The sequence below is a fragment of the Dehalobacter sp. DCM genome (genome assembly GCF_024972775.1).
In the GTDB taxonomy this organism is placed as follows: Bacteria; Bacillota; Desulfitobacteriia; order Desulfitobacteriales; family Syntrophobotulaceae; genus Dehalobacter.
In genome coordinates this window covers 4,225,466-4,241,712 of the sequence record NZ_CP092282.1, presented here as the reverse complement: position 1 = coordinate 4,241,712, position 16,247 = coordinate 4,225,466, and the positions used below count along the sequence as shown (strand labels likewise).

Sequence of the window (16,247 nt, the reverse complement as noted above, 5' to 3'; positions counted from 1 at the left end):
GTTATTCCATTATCTCACCCATCCGAGATACATCATATCCGCCAAGCCCCTCGACTTCTTTGCGATATTCGGGAGACCGAATAGTCGTAAGCAGGGCTTGAAAAATAGGTTTATTCAGGTCTTCTTCGCGCAGGACCAAATCGTATCTTTCTTTATGCAGCGAGATAAAATCCAGTTCGGGAACCTGTAAGGCAGCTTTTTCTATACCCAAGCCAACATCGGCCTCACCCCGAGCGACTTTGCTGGCTATGGCCATGTGACTATGTTCTTCATCAAAGTAGCCGTTGATCAGGTGGTGCGGAATGCTTTCCAGTCGTAGCTTCTCATCGAGCAGAACACGGGCGCCTGATCCGCGTTCCCGATTAATAAAACGAATATCCGGCCTGGCGAGATCCTTCCAGGTCATTATTTTCTTTGGGTTGCCGCGGCGGACGTAAAACCCTTCCATGCGAAAAGCTAAGTTGATAACGACCGTCTGATGACCGGGCATAAGCCGCCGAATATAGGGTAGATTATAGTCACCAGTATCACTGTCCCAGAGATGGACAGTCGCCAGATTAGCTTCCCCCCGGTAGAGTGCCAGTAAACCGTCAATGCTTCCCATATAATTTCTAAAAAACTTAAGATTAGGATACTGTTTTAACAAATGGCGGGTAAGAATATCCAGCATGACATCCTGGCCGCAGATAACCAGACTGTCTTCAGTCCTGGCTAAAGGTCGTGACAGTTCAAGCGGTTGATCGATAGTTAGTGCGGATGTTTGATCCTGAGAAGCGTAGGTATCGGATGGACTTGAAGCTGCTTTACTCCGTTGTTTATATCTCTCGATATCCGGCTCTTCTACCCGAACCTTACGGCCGACACGGTAGGCAGCGAGCTCACCGCGCTTAATCAGTTCATATACGGTATATTTAGATATTTTTAAAATATGAGCGACTTCTTCGGGGGTGTAGGATGTATTGTTAGGCAAACAAGTCACCTCTTCTATAAACATGCTGCATTCATTATACCACAAGACGTAGCCTGACTCAAAAGATAATTACAGAGAAATAGTTAGAACCACAATTTATGTGAGCCGTAGTCATTTATGATTAAGATTTAACAGTTTTGAAGCGGGTGAAGCTTATATTGGATATTGTTAGATGGAGTTAAATTGCTTATTGAAAGATAATATTTGCTGATGTATAATATTGATGCGAGTTATAATTAGTTTACATTTGTTAAAGATGGTTTAAGTGAGAAAAATAATTATCGAGGAGACAGATTATGAAAACGCAAACAAAAAGACTTCTTAGCCTATTGTCCGTGGGGCTCATTCTTTGTTTAGTGCTGAGTGGGTGCAGTAATTCCGGCAAAACACCAAGCGGCGCGCAAGCAAATAATTCGGACTCGGGTCAGAAAAAGGAAATCATTATTATGGCTGCGGCGAGCCTGAAAGGTGCCTTGACAGAAATTGAAACGGACTATGAAAGCAAAAACAGCGGAATTGATCTGACATTTAGCTTCGCTTCATCAGGGACACTGCAACAACAAATTGAACAAGGTGCTCCGGCGGATGTATTTGTTTCTGCTGGGAAGAAACAGATGGATGCGCTCGAAGACGGTAATTTATTAGTGAGCGGTACACGGCTTGATCTACTTGGCAATGATCTCGTCTTGATCGTTGGCAAGGATAACACGACAATAACCCGATTTGAGGATCTGAGTAAAGCCTCGAAGATCGGTATGGGTACGCCTGAGAGTGTACCGGCAGGGAAGTATGCCAAGGAATCATTAACCCATATGGGCCTCTATGACCAGCTTCAGTCCAAATTGGTGCTTGCTAAGGATGTTAATCAGGTTTTGACGTATGTCGAGAGCGGCAATGTTGATGCCGGTTTCGTTTATACCTCCGATGCCATGAGCTCAGATAAAGTCAAAACAGTAGCAACGGCGCCGGCTGAAAGTCACAGCGCCATCACCTACCCCGGGGCCGTGATTGCTGCATCAAAAAATCAAACAGAGGCTAAAGCTTTTCTGGATTACCTGAGCAGCAGCGAAGCAAAAACGATCTTCAAGGCATATGGATTTAAGTAAAAAACCAAGACCGATATCCCATAATATAAACCAATCTTGACTAAGGGTAGGTTTCAATAGTATTATTTCTTATAGCGTTATATTAGCATATACTTAGTCAGGAGCCATTCTCATGAATTTTGATTATACGCCGGTCATATTATCCCTCAAGGTAGCCGTTGCTGCAGTAATCATCGTCGTTCTCATCGGAATTCCTGTAGCAGGACATATGGCCAGACGAAACTTCCCCGGTAAGGACATCGCGGAAGCGATTATCACGATGCCATTAGTCCTTCCGCCTTCCGTCGTTGGTTTTATCCTGTTGTGGCTTTTTGGCAAGAATGGGCCACTCGGGCAGCTCTTAGAAAATCTCTTTCATGTCAGCGTTGTTTTCAGTCTTTCCGGTGCAGTCATTGCCGCTGCGGTTGTTTCATTCCCTTTAATGTATCAGTCGGCCAAGGCTGCAATGGAAAGTGTGGACCGAACATTGGAAAATGCTGCCCGAACCTTGGGTTCCAATGAATTCCGCGTATTTTTCACAATAACCCTGCCATTATCCTGGCCGGGAATTGTTTCGGGTTTTATCCTTTCATTTGCGCGTTCGCTCGGCGAGTTCGGAGCCACATTGATGATTGCCGGAAATATTCCGGGTAGGACGCAGACGATGCCCATTGCCATCTATATGGCCAATGAAGGCGGCGACTCACAAACGGCCATGGTCCTTGTCATCATGATGACCGTATTTAGCTTTTTAGTGATATTCGGACTTAACCGTTGGTCAAAACGCCGGCAGCAAGGAATGACCAATGATCCGGCAGGCAGGGAGTGAGCAGGTATGCTAAAGGCTGATTTTACACTGCAATTGCATCATTTTGAACTGAAAGCAAAAATTCAAGCCGGCAATGAGATCCTGGTGTTGGTAGGTCCTTCCGGAGCGGGAAAAACGACGATTCTCAAGTGCCTGGCAGGACTGAAAAGCCCGTCAGAGGGACTGATTCAAATCGGCGATAGGACAGTCTATGCGTCGGATAAAAAAATCAATTTGGCGACGAAAGAACGTAAAGTAGGCTATGTTTTTCAGGAATACGCTCTTTTTCCGCATATGACGGTTAAGAAGAATATAACGTATGGCGTTAGCAAACAAAAACGCCATGTCTCCCCATACGCGGCTGAGGAAATGATGCGGTTGTTGGGCATACTGCATTTGAAGGACCGCCATCCCCAACACATATCCGGGGGTGAGAAACAACGGGTGGCGCTGGCCAGAGCGTTGATGACTGAACCGGAGATCATGCTCCTTGACGAGCCGTTATCCGCGCTTGATCCGGAAACAAGAAGCGAATTACAACTTGAATTAAAAAAGATACAGAGACAATGGGATATTCCATTTGTGATGGTCACCCACGATCCTGCTGAAGCTGAGTTGCTGGGGGATCAAATTATCCGTATTGATAGCGGTAAGCTGAGCATGCTGAAGAAATCACAAGTATCAGACATAAAGATGGCAGCTGTTAACCAGGCTTAGTAAGAATTAATAGTTGAATGTATGATCATTCTATAAAAAAGGACCGTTGTAACTTAACGATCACCATGAATTCGTTGAGTTGCATCGGTCTTTCTTTTACCTAGTACAACGTTCGCTAAATAACTGGACATTCAACCCCCATAGCTCGGTCTGCGTACCACATTTCCGGCGGCAAGCGGAGTAGGATTGCGGAGCGCAACGGTCCATGGATGGACCTAAGTTAAAATTCGCCAGGGAGGGCAAAAGAATTTTAACTTCCTTAACGCAAATTCACGGATGGCGCAAGAGCCGAAAGCGGAATGTGGTGCGCGGACCGGACCCTAAAAGAATATATTTGTCTAATTATTGAAAGATCATAATACTAGTACAGTGTTAAATCTAAAACTATAATATCTTCGGGTACAGGTGCCGCAGTTTCACTCGTGCATCTTCAGTAGTAAACTGCCAGTCAACACCTTTTTGTTTATCGTTACGATCGATCTCCCAGAATAACAATTGATCATTCAGTATATCCAAAGCATTGATTCTCCTGTTAAGACACTGTTTAGTCAACGCGGATAATTCTATTTCTGCAATATTGAGCCAGCTGCCATGCTTAGGAGTGTAATGGATCTCCAATCTTTTAGCTAAAGTATGAGCCTCCTCTGCCGGAAATGCTTCATAAAGCGAAGATATTCTGTGAGTGTTCAAGTTGTCTGCCACCAGACAGACCTTTTCAGCATCTGGATAATAAACAGTCAGCATTTTTTTGATTTCAGTCGCCCAATCATTTTTCTTCCGGTGTTCTCTGGCGAAGACATGTCTCCACCCGCCCAATGGCTCAGTAAACAGAAAGATGCTGCATGTTCCATTCCTTTGGTATTCAGAATCAAACTTTTCAACGGAACCAGGGCTAGCCGGTATAGGATCTCTTATTTCTCCAAGTAACTGATACGGTTTTTCATCCATGCAAACCACAGGAATAGCTGGATCATAGCCACGCTGATAAACATCGAGTACATCTTCCATATTAGCGACAAACGCCGCACTGCCATTTTTAGGGATACACCAACATTTACGGAGATGTGGTTTCAATTCGTTTTTTTAAAATACTGCCCACGCTGACATAACTAATCTGATCAATAATATCAAGTTCAACACTCTTATCAGCCAGTAACCTCAAAGTCCAGCGGGAAAAACCGGCTGGTGGTTCACCGCAGCTGAGGGCGATAATCTTCGCTTCTACATCACCTGTAATTTTGGCTTCTACCGGTGGTTTAGACCTCTTTTTACGACTGATAGTGTCGCCGGCCCCTTTTTCACAGAAAGCTTTTTTGACTTTTATTACTGTAGTAGGAGAAGTATTCAATACATCGGCAATCTCGTGGACACTCATATGTTTATCGGTGGATTCATCCAGAAGCAAAATGATATTAGCGCGAAGAATAGCCTTAGCAGGAGAAGCGCCACATTTAATGGTTTTCATTAATTGCTGCCGTTCTTGATCAGTCAAAACGATACTGTATCTTTTCTTAGGCATACTGCCACCTCCCTCAATAACAGTATACCTCAGAAAATATTTTATGCAACTTTTAGATTTAACAAAACACTAGTACCATGGCTTATATGGAGGTCTGTGTCTCGTAGTTCTGGCGACAAGCGGATGGCAGCATAATTACTTTATCAATATTCCAGTCTAGTCCGATTTTATCTCCTGTTTGACGCCGGTAATCGGCCGCTTCGGATATGATAAAAACCCCGTCTTGCCCTTTAACGGTAATATCCCAACGGTCACCCCAATAGTTTATTTCGGTAATCTCGTAATCATTGTTTTCATTGGACAAAGCAAGTGCTGAGGAACGAAATAAGGCCGTGTAGTCACCGTCCGGCACATTAATCGTAAAGGTTATTCTGCGGTTAGAAAAGTGATTGTTCCGCACGGTCCCCTCAATGTAATTGCCGCCGCCAAAATAATCGGCGACAGCAATGTTAGCCGGGTGGTTATAAATCATCTGGGGTGTATCATACTGAATAATTTGGCCCTGTAGCATAACGGCAATCCTGTCGGAGAGCATCAATGCTTCCTGTTGGTCATGCGTTACTAATATTGTTGTAGTACCGTAGTCTCTATGCAAGTCCAGGACAAGACGGCGCATATCCTGGCGAAGGCTCTCATCCAAGCTGGAAAAGGGCTCGTCCAGAAGCAGAATTCGTGGATTCGCTGCCAGTGCCCTGGCCAGAGCGACGCGCTGAAGCTGGCCGCCTGACATTTCATTTGTTCTTCGTTTTTCATATCCTTCTAATTGAACACTTTTCAGCAGCGATTTTGCTTTGGCCAACCGTTTTGCTTTATCTATTCCCTGGAGTTTTAAAGGAAAAGCAATGTTTTCTTCTATCGTCATATTCGGGAACAAACGCAAATCCTGAAAGACAATAACCGCACCGCGCTTGTCGGCTGAAACGCTATTAACTATTTCCCCGCGGATTACAATATCGCCCTCCTGCTGCGGCAAGAGGCCGGCTATTGTTTTAAGCAAGGTGCTTTTTCCGCAGCCGGAGGGTCCCAGGAGTGAGATCAGTTCTCCTTGACTTACTTCCAGATTAAGTTTTTTAATAATTGGTTTCGCGCTGAGTGTAACAGAGATATCGACTAATTTTAAAGACAAAGCAAAAACACTCCTACTAGTAATATGCTATAAAATCCTACTCCGCTTGCCGCCGAAAGTGTGACATGCAGACCGAGCTATGGGGGTTGAATGTTAACATACAGCATATCCCATGCCGTATCAAGCAAAAAAGTAGCCGCTTTCATCATTGCTGAAGCGTTTGACTGCAAGTTCAAAGATGACAAATACAAGTAAAGTTGAAATAACATAGATCATACTGTAGGCTGAGGCAATAGTACGGTCACCGTTCTGCAGATACGGAACCATGATCAAAGAAAACGTTTTGACATTGCCTCCGCCGATAAGCAGAGTCAGAAAATATTGGCTGTAAGAGATAATGTAAGCCATACAGGCTGATGATACCAAACCGGGTGTTAAGGCCGGCAGCGTGACGGCAGTCATTATTTGCGAAGGTGCTGCCCCCAATACAGCTGCTTGCTCCTCCAACCTTTGGCCGAAAGCAGCTGTAATATCTGTCATTATTTTAATAGAGTAGGGCAGAGCGCAAATCAAATGGACAATAATCACCCCGGGCACCGAATCCGCGAGACCCATTTTAATAAACAACACATGGGTTCCCATCGCAAAGACGATACTGGGTATAATGATTGGCAGGATGGTACCGAACTGGATGATTGACTTTCCTGGAAAATCATAAAAGACGAGTGCCCGGGCTGTCATTGTCCCAATGATCACAGCGAATACCGCTACGGTAATGGAGAGGAGGACACTTGATCCCAGAGTCTTTAGGGCGCTGGAATATCCGCCGAAAAGCTCTTCCATACCCCGCAGCGAAATCGTCTCCGGGAGTAAATGCGGCCACGACCATCGCCCAACAAAGCTCCATAGTGCAACAATCGCCAGTGGTAAAAGAATGGAGATAACAAAACTATAAATTATGACTTTCGACAACACATACTTACGGTTGTTCATATGTTCATTCCTTGTAATGAAATCGTTTTGGCATCTTAAGAGCGGCTTCTTTCAGTTAAGACTTATTGACTTTGACAACATTGTGCTGTAAAAGTCGATAATACAGGAAAGCAATAATAAAAGAAATAATAAACAGAATGCCATTTAAGGCCATGGCATAAGGGCGATGCAGCAAATCCGGGTGGGTATACTCAATATAAGCCTGGACAGGAAGAGCCCGCGGAACAGTTGAGCCTAGGAGGAATGGAAGTTCATAAGCACCCAGACTGAAAGCAAAGATGATCAAGAAGGCGTTTTTGATTGATGGCATACATAGAGGCAGGGTAATATCGATAAAAGTACGCCAGCGGGAAGCACCCAGGTTTTGAGCGGCTTCGCCGAGAGAGGTATTGATGTTGGCCATGATCGAAACAACGAAAAAGACAACGAAAGGAACTTCTTTCCAAATGTAAGCCAGAATGATCCCGAGGCCATTACGCGCATAAAGCAGTGCCGGAAATGCGTCCTGGGAAGCAATGATGTCGAGGTGATAGAAAACTCTGGCGAGCAACCCGCTTTGAGCAAAAATCAAAATTACGAATAAGGCAACCACAGTATGCGGAATAGCTATAGGTATTTTGATCAGCTGCAGTGTTCTTCCTTTGGCTTTGCCGCTCATTACCAGCAAAGCGCAAATAAAGACACCGAGCACCACCGCGCCTATAGACGATAAGAGTGTAATATATAGGCTCATCCCGATTGCAGAAAGCAAATCGGGACGGCTGAATATTTCACTATAGTATTTTAAAGTCGGTACAGTTAATCCAAGTGAAGGCATGATGCCAAAACTTTGAATAAGTCCATTTAAGATACCGATCACAAACAACAGACTGAGTACAATGACTGGCAGCAGAAGGAGAAAGGGTTTTTTAATCACTTGCCCACAACTTCTTCCAGCCAGATTTCTTCAATAATCGGAATGAGTTTCGCCGGCATCTCAGGAACGCGTTTGCTTAATAGGATGTCTTGGGGAATCGAACCCTGGCCGAGATCGACACTGTCAAAGAGTTTCTTCTCGTCGTCAGAAAGTTTATTATAGTCGACGACGGGCAGCGATCTCAGCTTGCTGAACTGGGAAGCCTGTATTTCAGCCGAAATCATTTCATTGACGACGACCAGAGCACCCGCTTTATTGGGACTGTTTTGAGCAATGGCGATATAGTTGGTGTTGCCGACCATACCCTTATCAAAAAGGAACGATGTAGCCGTGGCTTTATATGTGCCGTTAGCGATTTTGGTCGCTGCGGAATAGGGCTCATAGCTCATGGTCATGACCAATTCGTTATCAGCAAACATGTTATCGACCTGGGCGATCGTTGCAGGGAAGGTCTTGCCTTCGCGCCACAGATACGGATTTAATTCCGTCAGGTAATCGATAGCAGGCTGAATGGCATTTTTGACGGTAGCTTTGTCTGCGGGCATATCCGCAAATTGTTCATATCCGACAATGTCACAAATGATGCTGCGGACAAAAGCACTGCCGGTAAAATCAGGAAGAGCCGGATAAGTCACTTTCCCCTTATTTGCTTTGCAGTAAGCTAGCAGTTCAGCAGTGTTTTTAGGAGTTTCAGGCGTTGCCGCACTATCATTGATCATCACCATCTGGGCTTTACCATAGGGAGCCTCGTAGCCATCAATTGTGTAGCCAAAATCTCTTAGATTCTCAGCGGCAGTTTGGTCAATATATTTGGCATAATTGGGCAACTTCTGTGTAAACGGACCATACAGATAGCCTTTATCTTTTGCTGAGTAGAAATTCTCGCCATTGATCCAAATCAGATCGATCGTTCCGTCTGTGGTACCGGCTTGTTTTTCACCGGACAGCTTGCTTAAAATTTGATCGATGTCCATCGGGACTCTATTTAATGTAATATTATATTTCTCTTTGAGGGCGGGAGCGACAACATTATCCAGCCAGTTATTACGCAGGTCGTCTCCACCCCAGCCATAAAAGGTCACCGTTGAGCCTTTGGCTTGGGAAACAAGGGTGTCAAAGGATGCATTTTCATCAAATTTCTTAGAGCTGCTGCAGCCTGTAAGTACCAGAGTCAGTGAAAGCATAAGTACAAGTAGTATGGATAGTCTTCTTTTCATAGTTGATCAATAACCTTTCTTGATTAATATGGAGTCTTACAAAAATTCCTCAGCTTGTTCGACGGAATAACGCAAGGCTTCTGGGGTCTTGGGCCGGAACAAGCTTTGGTTTGGCGCGTTGGGGTACGGTTTGCGGAACAAAGCCGGTGTACGGGAGCATGGCCTTCTCGACTTCTTCGCGAACAATTCTGGCAATGAGTTCAGCATTCTGTTCGTAGATGCGTTCTTCTAAACCCCGCGCAAGCAGATAGCGGACAGTATCTGACGTGGTCTCACCCCGTTTATCCGCAATCAAACGAATCTGTTCAAATAATTCCTGATCGAATTTAATCGTTACTGACCGAAGCTGACTAGACATTGACCTTCTCCTTCCATAATTGTCATACCGTGTAATGTCTTTGCAGATCAAGGTAATACCAGTAAACTATATGAAATCGTCTTACGCAAATTATAGCGAATTAATGGCAATTGGTAAATAGTAAAATTATATTTTTTTTTACAAATTAATTTACTATATTTTCAAAGCAACATTTATCTTGCTTAAAATTGGATCAGGCAATATAAAAATATTATCCAACATAAGTAAATAAAGTCCTGATTTTAATTGTTATTTATTGTGTAATGTTAGATATATCCATGTACCATTGGACTTGAAAAATCAGAAGGAAAAAAGTGGCTGAAATCACTTTCGCTGTCATAACAGAAATACAAACAATTTAATGGGCGTAGCGGGTGGTATGACAAAGAAATATGTATGAAATGAGAGGCTATAAAAATGTGACAACTTTACAGCTTCCAATATTTGAGCTGGATCCGATGCCACCAGACCGGCAATCTGATCAACACCATAGTTAAACAGTGTGCGTGATATTGGCACACTCGGACCAACAAGAATCGTTTTGCCTTTCTAGACAGCTCTAGCAATCTCGGCATTGTTCTTGTTTGTAAATGCTGTCCCGGTGATAAAGACGTAGTCCGCTTCAGGAAGGTAAGAAGATGAGTATAGACATGGCGCATACATGATCAATGTTAATTGCGCAGACCTGATATGTATCTGCTTGGGAATTTGATATAAAAAAAAGTTTTTTGCGCTGCCCTATTGAAATATAATGAAAATGATATAAAATATACTTATTAGCTTATCTTAGTTGATGTTAGTTTATGTAATACTAAGTACCAAAACTAAATATCTCCAAGCCGGAATACCTAATGAATCATCGATGGTTTCCGGCCAGGGCCAAGAGCCCTCGGGGTATGTCTGGAAACGGATATGCCTTCACATAGTAAAGGAGTGCGCGATGTCGGTGACATTGAAGCTGTTGATTAATGGCTCCACTTCTTTCAAGTGGAGCCATTTTGTTTACGGATGAACTTATTCCCACGAGGTTATGAATGAGCTAAAGCGGTAATTTTTTATCACTTCTCTGGAGAATAGGTTATTTCATTTAATTTGATTGAAAGGTGGAATCATCATGAAAATGGATCCATATAACAACGAACCTTATCAGATTCAACCGAAGTTAAAAGATGAACAAGCTAATACTGAAAATAAAATAGAAACCATTGCAATTCAAGACGCCATGGGAAGATTGAATTACCGAAAAATCGTCTCAGAAAAAGATCTGCCTAAAAACTCGGTGAGTATGGTGGATGGAATTGCTGTCAAAACAATTTATTTCAATTTATTAGATGCTGAAGAATGGAGTGAAGGTTACGAATATATTTACAGGAAGGCCGGCATGGAGATTCCATATGGATTTGATGCCGTCGTTCCATTAGATGAGTATGAAATTGACGCTGACGATAAACTTAAAATAGTTAAAATACCCCAGCCCGGACAAAATATTATTCTGGCAGGTTCGCTTCTGCAGAAGAATCAGTTAATTGCTCCGGCATTGGCACCTTTAGGCCAATTAGAAGTGGCACTCCTAAAAGCCGTTGGGATTAGACAGATAGAGGTATTGACGGAAAATGCCATTCATTATTTGGCACGGGTCAGGAAGATGCCTTCTTATTCTGCAATCAATATTTTTTAACCTTTAATTCAGTATTACAGGGCAAAGCAGCAGAAATTTGTTTTTTTGTTTTGGGATATAGAGTTCAGTTGATAATGTACAAATTAGGAGGTAAACGGAATGAAGATTGCAATAATTGGCGGTTTTAACATAGGAGCCTTCAGTAGAGAGAGTGAGCTGATGGCTAATAATCAGATACGATGTCATGACGGTTATCCCAAAAAACGAAATAAGAAAGTCCTGAATAATTTAATCAGAGATTCTGATTATGTCATCATTGTTCAAGATGCATGTTCGCATTTGAGTATGTGGGAAGCAAAAGAATCCGTTAAAAAGTACAAAAAAAATGTATGCTATTCCAGGAGCCATGGTTTGGCAACCATCACTAAGACAATCGAAAAAGAGTTGGCAAAACAATTTGCTTGAATCGAAAGAATATGTTTTTGAATTGTATTTAGTTGTTGTTAGTTTATATAGTGTATTGACATTGTGTTGCCGCAAAATTATAATGTTTATATTAGTTATTGTTTGTTTGTGTTGGCTTATACGATGTCGCAAGTGAAAAAAATAAATATTCTCCGAGCTGTTTGCCTAAAGATATTTCTATGGGAAACAGACTGGGTTAACACCCACAGGGTGCGTCTGGAAACGGACTTGCCTTCACGCTTGAAAAGGAGCACAGCATGATCTGACTTGATACCCTAATGCTCTGTGATTACGCGGAGCATTTTTTATACGTGGTCATATCGGAGAATGAGAAATGCGTATCGATTTGGTGTGACACCTAAATCAGCCATCATGCAAACCGATATTCTAATAATCGATTTGAGAATTAGAATAATGGGAAGAGGGATTGAAATGCGTACATTTAAAGAAGATTTAGAGGCTGCTTCAGCTTATCACGGACATTTATGTGCAGGAATGTTCATCGGCGTCCGGATGGCCCGCTTTGGATCAAAACTATTGGGTATTGAAGATCCGCTAACATTTAAGGATTTGATCGTCTACGTGGAAATCGATCGATGTGCTTCCGATGCGATCTGTGTCGTAACAGGCTGTACATTAGGGCGTAAACGGCTGAAACTCGTTAACTATGGAAAAATGGCTGCGACTTTTCTAAATCTCCAAACGAACGAAGCGGTCCGTTTGAGTTCTGCAGCAAATATTCAAATGCCGGATGATGCTGATCCCTATCAGTTTTGGGAGGGGTTTGATGACCGAGATCTTTTCAAAGTAGAGAAAGTGACCGTGGATATCCTGCCGCGGGATTTACCCGGGAAGCCGCTGCGGTCTATCCAATGCAGCCAATGCGGAGAAAAAGTGATGGATGCCAGGGATGTAGAGAAAGATGGCATGACATTATGTCTGTCTTGTGCCGAAGAGGCTTATTACCGGAAATTATAACATTGATATCATAGGGCCACTCAAGTAGGTTCGGATATGCCTGGCTTACAGCTTTAAAACAGTTACATTGGTTGTTGAGGGATTATACATTATGTGATCGTAAAAAGACTTTGGAAAGCGCAAAGGAGGCAGGACTGAAACTGTCGAGCGGTTTTCTTCTGAGTTTTGGTCTATCTGAGCAAGCGTTTGTGGAGGGTCTGAAGTATCTGAAGAGTATTGATGCGGATTGGATCGCCATTCAGCCATTTGTTCCTTACCCTTACACTGATTTACAGAATGAAAATCCGACTAATCCGTATCAATGGGCAAGAGCAATGGCCGTCACGCGGTTATATACCGACGAGAGAACCAATCTTGTCGCCACTGAGAACGCCGGTGTTTATGCCAATTTTCTTTCTCTGACAGGTGCGAATGGTTTTTTCATTTTTCCAAATCAGCAACGATAATTAGCATAGATAATGCGCCGGCAGAACAAATGTATACAGGAGCAGAACGCTTCTTTTATATACACCACATAATAATTAATATTTAAAGGAGAAATTAGAGAAAATGAAGTCAAAGAAGTTTACGCAATTCCTTGCTCTGAGCATCTGTTTAGTCCTCGGGCTGCTTTCGCTGGTGGGGTGCTCGGCTAAATCCGCCTCGACTGACAACTCGTCGAAACAAACAGCAGCGGTCCAATTAACGAAAATCGTTGATGGAAAGCGCGAGTTTACAGACATGATGGGGAATCAGTGCAGCATCCCGGCGGAAGTTAAGAAAGTATACTGCACCAGTCCTATCGGGACCTATATGGTTTATACGGTCGATCCGGATAAGCTGATTGGCTGGAACTCTAAAATGACGGAAGATGCCTTACAGTATATCAATGAAAAATACAGAGACCTCCCGGTACTCGGCGGGAACATGGGTGGTAAAAACACGTACAATACGGAATATATTATCAGTCTTAAACCGGATATTATTTTGAGTATTGGTCAAAAAGGACAGAACATAGCCAGTATTCAAAAGCTATCAGAACAAACAGGAATCCCCGTTGTCAATCTCGATTACTCTCTTACGGCTACGGAACAGGCTTACCGACTGCTTGGTGAGATCCTTGGCCAATCGGAACGTGCGAATATGCTCGCAGACTATGTTAAAGAATCCTTAGACAGAACAAAATCCATGGTTTCCAAGGTTCCCGACGATAAAAAAGTAAAGGTATACTATGCGGAAAGTGCAGACGGACTGAGTACCGATGGATCCGATTCTATGCATACGGAAGTGCTGAACTTCGTCAATGCAGCGAACGTGGTTACGTTGGAAACCTCAGCGCAAAGCATGGGTACAGAAGTCTCCATGGAACAGATCCTGAACTGGAATCCCGAAGTCATTATCGTCAATTCGATGATGGGTGGAGACGATTTCCTGAAAACAGTTAATACCGATTCCAAGTGGTCCAGTATCTCAGCCGTTAAAAACAATAGAATCTACAAACCGGCAGCGCTTCCTTTTGGTTGGTTTGACCGGCCGCCGTGTATGGCAAGGGTCATTGGCGCAGAATGGCTGGCCAGTGTATTATATCCCGAATATGTTCAAGTGGATCTGAAGAGTGATGTCAAAGCGTTTTATAAGACCTTTTATCAAGTCGATATTACCGATGTACAAGCTACCGCACTGATTAACGGAGGCGGAGAAAAATAATGCGGGATACTCATAAAACGGCAGCCGATGCTCCCTGCGCTTTGAGCTGGGGGAATCGGCGGCCGTCCATCCCCGTGATGACGGCACTTATATTACTGCTTATCGCTGCTTTTATATTTTCCTTGACGATCGGCAGGTATGGGATTCCGTTGGATCAATTAATGCGCATTTTCTTTGAAAAGATATTCGGAACAGCAGAATTGGGGACAGTGGGAACCGTCCTGTTCAATGTACGTATTCCCCGTATTTTATGCGCGATTATGATTGGCGCTGCTTTAGCCGGTTCGGGGGCAGCTTACCAGGGCATTTTTCGAAATCCTATGGTTTCCCCCGATATCCTTGGTGCTTCTGCCGGAGCCGGTTTTGGTGCTGCTTTTGCTATCCTGAATTCCTTTAACATTCTATCCATTGAGATTACAGCGTTTATCTTTGGCCTGGCTGCAGTGGGTTTGACATACGGGCTTAGCAGCATCATTGGGCGCAATTCAACCGCGGTTCTCGTGTTGGTACTCACGGGGATGGTGGTCCAGAGTCTTTTTTCTGCGTTTACCTCTATTACAAAGTTTGTAGCGGACCCAAATAATAAGCTGCAGGAAATTACATTTTGGCTGATGGGGGGACTGAACTCGATCACAAACAGGGAAGTGCTGATGATGCTGGTTCCCTTTGTGATCGGATTAATTCCGCTTTTTCTTTTCCGCTGGAAGATCAATGTTCTGTCATTTGGTGAAGAGGAAGCCAAAGCAATGGGAGTGGATACATCCAGGGTAAGACTCATACTAATCCTGGCATCAACGCTATTGACCTCATCGGCCATCTCGGTTGCCGGTATGGTAGGTTGGGTCGGTCTTATCATTCCGCATTTAGCCCGCCTGATTGTAGGACCGGATTATAAAGTACTCATGCCGGCATCGGTTTTAATTGGCGGAACGTTTCTTTTGATGGTTGATAATGTGGCGAGAACAGCCTTTGTTACTGAGGTTCCTCTAGGCATACTTACTGCCATTATTGGAGCACCATTTTTTCTGTATCTGCTGATGAAGGGAAGGAGCGCATGGTAATGCAACTGGAAGTATGTTCAGCTGTTTGCGGCTATCAAGACAGAAAGGTCATTGACGGAATATCTTTTTCCGTATCCCCCCATGAGATTCTGTGTTTGCTTGGACCGAATGGTGTGGGAAAAACAACACTATTCAAAAGCATTCTGGGATTTCTAAAGCTCCTGGGCGGCTCCATTCAGGTAGGCGGTGAGGACGTAAGTCGGTGGACACGTAAACGTTTCGCCCAAGTCATCGGTTATGTGCCACAGAATCACACCCCGCCATTTCCATTTACAGCGCTTGATGTTGTGACAATGGGACGTACAGCGCATCTTGGTACGTTTTCTACGCCATCGAAGGAAGATAAACGTTTAGCCATTGAGTCTATGGAGACCATCGGCATTGGATTCCTTCAAAACAGGGTATATACGGAAATCAGCGGGGGGGAGCGTCAGATGGTACTTATTGCCCGAGCTCTCGCCCAACAGCCGAAAATACTCGTTATGGATGAACCTACATCCAATTTGGATTTTGGCAACCAAATGCGCGTTTTGGGTAAAATAAAGAAATTAGCAGAAAACGGCCTTGGTGTTGTTATGACCACGCATTGCCCGGATCATGCATTTCTATGCAGTACGCGTGTGGTTCTGCTGCACGATGGCGGCTTCAAAATTGGCGAGCCGGATGAAATCGTAACAGAGGATAGTCTATGCGAGGTCTATGGCGTGAAGGTAAAGATAGCCAGCATGCCTGCAGGTGACGGTCGCTTGGCGAAAGCATGCGCACCTGTACTGACTTAAAATCGATAATT

19 protein-coding genes and 2 riboswitches are annotated in these 16,247 nt (G+C 43.7%); of the genes, 10 read left to right on the top strand and 9 right to left on the bottom strand.

The features are described 5' to 3' along the window. Position 1: 1 nt before the first annotated feature. Complete coding sequence (locus LPY66_RS19810; protein WP_337985961.1) at positions 2-970, bottom strand: helix-turn-helix transcriptional regulator; 969 nt, start codon at positions 968-970, stop codon at positions 2-4. A 296-nt stretch (positions 971-1,266) separates the two neighbouring features. Between LPY66_RS19810 and modA the strand changes: the two genes are divergently transcribed. From modA to LPY66_RS19795, 3 genes are all read left to right on the top strand, one after another. Then, complete coding sequence (gene modA, locus LPY66_RS19805; RefSeq protein WP_337985960.1) at positions 1,267-2,076, top strand: molybdate ABC transporter substrate-binding protein; 810 nt, start codon at positions 1,267-1,269, stop codon at positions 2,074-2,076. A gap of 112 nt (positions 2,077-2,188) precedes the next feature. Next, the gene (modB, locus tag LPY66_RS19800; protein WP_337985959.1) at positions 2,189-2,884 is read left to right on the top strand and encodes a molybdate ABC transporter permease subunit; all 696 of its coding nucleotides are present in this window, start codon (positions 2,189-2,191) and stop codon (positions 2,882-2,884) included. 6 nt (positions 2,885-2,890) lie between these two features. After that, positions 2,891-3,580 (top strand): ATP-binding cassette domain-containing protein, encoded by a 690-nt coding sequence (locus tag LPY66_RS19795; RefSeq protein WP_337985958.1) that lies wholly within the window; start codon positions 2,891-2,893, stop codon positions 3,578-3,580. 384 nt (positions 3,581-3,964) lie between these two features. On the opposite strand, the gene LPY66_RS19790 is transcribed toward LPY66_RS19795, so the two are convergent. From LPY66_RS19790 to LPY66_RS21050, 8 genes are all read right to left on the bottom strand, one after another. Beyond that, positions 3,965-4,654 (bottom strand): IS630 family transposase, encoded by a 690-nt coding sequence (locus LPY66_RS19790; protein WP_337984878.1) that lies wholly within the window; start codon positions 4,652-4,654, stop codon positions 3,965-3,967. Next, positions 4,635-5,099 (bottom strand): helix-turn-helix domain-containing protein, encoded by a 465-nt coding sequence (locus LPY66_RS19785; protein WP_337984879.1) that lies wholly within the window; start codon positions 5,097-5,099, stop codon positions 4,635-4,637. The genes LPY66_RS19790 and LPY66_RS19785 overlap by 20 nt, the downstream gene beginning before the upstream one ends. A gap of 82 nt (positions 5,100-5,181) precedes the next feature. Beyond that, positions 5,182-6,225, bottom strand: a complete 1,044-nt coding sequence (locus LPY66_RS19780) for an ABC transporter ATP-binding protein (protein WP_337985957.1) — start codon at positions 6,223-6,225, stop codon at positions 5,182-5,184. A 120-nt stretch (positions 6,226-6,345) separates the two neighbouring features. Further along, complete coding sequence (locus tag LPY66_RS19775) at positions 6,346-7,158, bottom strand: ABC transporter permease (RefSeq protein WP_337985956.1); 813 nt, start codon at positions 7,156-7,158, stop codon at positions 6,346-6,348. Positions 7,159-7,213: 55 nt separating this feature from the next. Beyond that, positions 7,214-8,074: an ABC transporter permease gene (locus LPY66_RS19770; protein ID WP_337985955.1), complete on the bottom strand. Its 861-nt coding sequence runs from the start codon at positions 8,072-8,074 to the stop codon at positions 7,214-7,216. Continuing rightward, positions 8,071-9,291, bottom strand: a complete 1,221-nt coding sequence (locus tag LPY66_RS19765; RefSeq protein WP_337985954.1) for an ABC transporter substrate-binding protein — start codon at positions 9,289-9,291, stop codon at positions 8,071-8,073. The genes LPY66_RS19770 and LPY66_RS19765 overlap by 4 nt, the downstream gene beginning before the upstream one ends. A 49-nt stretch (positions 9,292-9,340) precedes the next feature. Continuing rightward, positions 9,341-9,649 (bottom strand): hypothetical protein, encoded by a 309-nt coding sequence (locus tag LPY66_RS19760; RefSeq protein WP_337985953.1) that lies wholly within the window; start codon positions 9,647-9,649, stop codon positions 9,341-9,343. A 336-nt stretch (positions 9,650-9,985) separates the two neighbouring features. Next, positions 9,986-10,186, bottom strand: coding sequence for a Rossmann-like domain-containing protein (locus LPY66_RS21050; protein ID WP_443112506.1), 201 nt, complete (start codon positions 10,184-10,186; stop codon positions 9,986-9,988). Positions 10,187-10,469: 283 nt separating this feature from the next. Further along, positions 10,470-10,599, top strand: a riboswitch (molybdenum cofactor riboswitch). Positions 10,600-10,763: 164 nt separating this feature from the next. Between LPY66_RS21050 and LPY66_RS19755 the strand changes: the two genes are divergently transcribed. From LPY66_RS19755 to LPY66_RS19725, 7 genes are all read left to right on the top strand, one after another. After that, positions 10,764-11,327 carry a hypothetical protein gene (locus LPY66_RS19755; protein WP_337985952.1) on the top strand — a complete coding sequence of 188 codons (564 nt, stop codon included), beginning with the start codon at positions 10,764-10,766 and terminating at the stop codon, positions 11,325-11,327. Between the two features lie 99 nt (positions 11,328-11,426). Beyond that, on the top strand, positions 11,427-11,732 hold the full coding sequence (locus LPY66_RS19750) for a DUF2325 domain-containing protein (protein ID WP_337985951.1): 306 nt from the start codon (positions 11,427-11,429) through the stop codon (positions 11,730-11,732). A 138-nt stretch (positions 11,733-11,870) separates the two neighbouring features. Next, positions 11,871-11,999, top strand: a riboswitch (molybdenum cofactor riboswitch). A gap of 165 nt (positions 12,000-12,164) precedes the next feature. Next, positions 12,165-12,710, top strand: coding sequence for an FmdE family protein (locus LPY66_RS19745; RefSeq protein WP_337985950.1), 546 nt, complete (start codon positions 12,165-12,167; stop codon positions 12,708-12,710). Positions 12,711-12,820: 110 nt separating this feature from the next. Beyond that, the gene (locus LPY66_RS19740; RefSeq protein ID WP_337985949.1) at positions 12,821-13,156 is read left to right on the top strand and encodes a hypothetical protein; all 336 of its coding nucleotides are present in this window, start codon (positions 12,821-12,823) and stop codon (positions 13,154-13,156) included. Between the two features lie 103 nt (positions 13,157-13,259). Continuing rightward, a complete protein-coding gene (locus tag LPY66_RS19735) occupies positions 13,260-14,396 on the top strand; it encodes an ABC transporter substrate-binding protein (protein ID WP_337985948.1) in 1,137 nt (378 codons plus the stop codon). Then, positions 14,396-15,457, top strand: coding sequence for a FecCD family ABC transporter permease (locus LPY66_RS19730; RefSeq protein ID WP_337985947.1), 1,062 nt, complete (start codon positions 14,396-14,398; stop codon positions 15,455-15,457). Before LPY66_RS19735 ends, LPY66_RS19730 begins: the two co-directional genes overlap by 1 nt. Next, a complete protein-coding gene (locus LPY66_RS19725; RefSeq protein ID WP_337985946.1) occupies positions 15,457-16,236 on the top strand; it encodes an ABC transporter ATP-binding protein in 780 nt (259 codons plus the stop codon). Before LPY66_RS19730 ends, LPY66_RS19725 begins: the two co-directional genes overlap by 1 nt. Positions 16,237-16,247 lie beyond the last annotated feature (11 nt).

What these genes read in the sequence shown, in the direction of transcription:
- LPY66_RS19735 (WP_337985948.1), top strand. Translation starts at nt 13,260, where the DNA reads ATGAAGTCAAAGAAGTTTACGCAATTCCTTGCTCTGAGCATCTGTTTA.
- LPY66_RS19730 (WP_337985947.1), top strand. Translation starts at nt 14,396, where the DNA reads ATGCGGGATACTCATAAAACGGCAGCCGATGCTCCCTGCGCTTTGAGC.
- LPY66_RS19725 (WP_337985946.1), top strand. Translation starts at nt 15,457, where the DNA reads ATGCAACTGGAAGTATGTTCAGCTGTTTGCGGCTATCAAGACAGAAAG.
- LPY66_RS19760 (WP_337985953.1), bottom strand. Translation starts at nt 9,649, where the DNA reads ATGTCTAGTCAGCTTCGGTCAGTAACGATTAAATTCGATCAGGAATTA.
- modA (WP_337985960.1), top strand. Translation starts at nt 1,267, where the DNA reads ATGAAAACGCAAACAAAAAGACTTCTTAGCCTATTGTCCGTGGGGCTC.
- LPY66_RS19795 (WP_337985958.1), top strand. Translation starts at nt 2,891, where the DNA reads ATGCTAAAGGCTGATTTTACACTGCAATTGCATCATTTTGAACTGAAA.
- LPY66_RS19745 (WP_337985950.1), top strand. Translation starts at nt 12,165, where the DNA reads ATGCGTACATTTAAAGAAGATTTAGAGGCTGCTTCAGCTTATCACGGA.
- LPY66_RS19750 (WP_337985951.1), top strand. Translation starts at nt 11,427, where the DNA reads ATGAAGATTGCAATAATTGGCGGTTTTAACATAGGAGCCTTCAGTAGA.
- modB (WP_337985959.1), top strand. Translation starts at nt 2,189, where the DNA reads ATGAATTTTGATTATACGCCGGTCATATTATCCCTCAAGGTAGCCGTT.
- LPY66_RS19775 (WP_337985956.1), bottom strand. Translation starts at nt 7,158, where the DNA reads ATGAACAACCGTAAGTATGTGTTGTCGAAAGTCATAATTTATAGTTTT.
- LPY66_RS19785 (WP_337984879.1), bottom strand. Translation starts at nt 5,099, where the DNA reads ATGCCTAAGAAAAGATACAGTATCGTTTTGACTGATCAAGAACGGCAG.
- LPY66_RS19755 (WP_337985952.1), top strand. Translation starts at nt 10,764, where the DNA reads ATGAAAATGGATCCATATAACAACGAACCTTATCAGATTCAACCGAAG.
- LPY66_RS19765 (WP_337985954.1), bottom strand. Translation starts at nt 9,291, where the DNA reads ATGAAAAGAAGACTATCCATACTACTTGTACTTATGCTTTCACTGACT.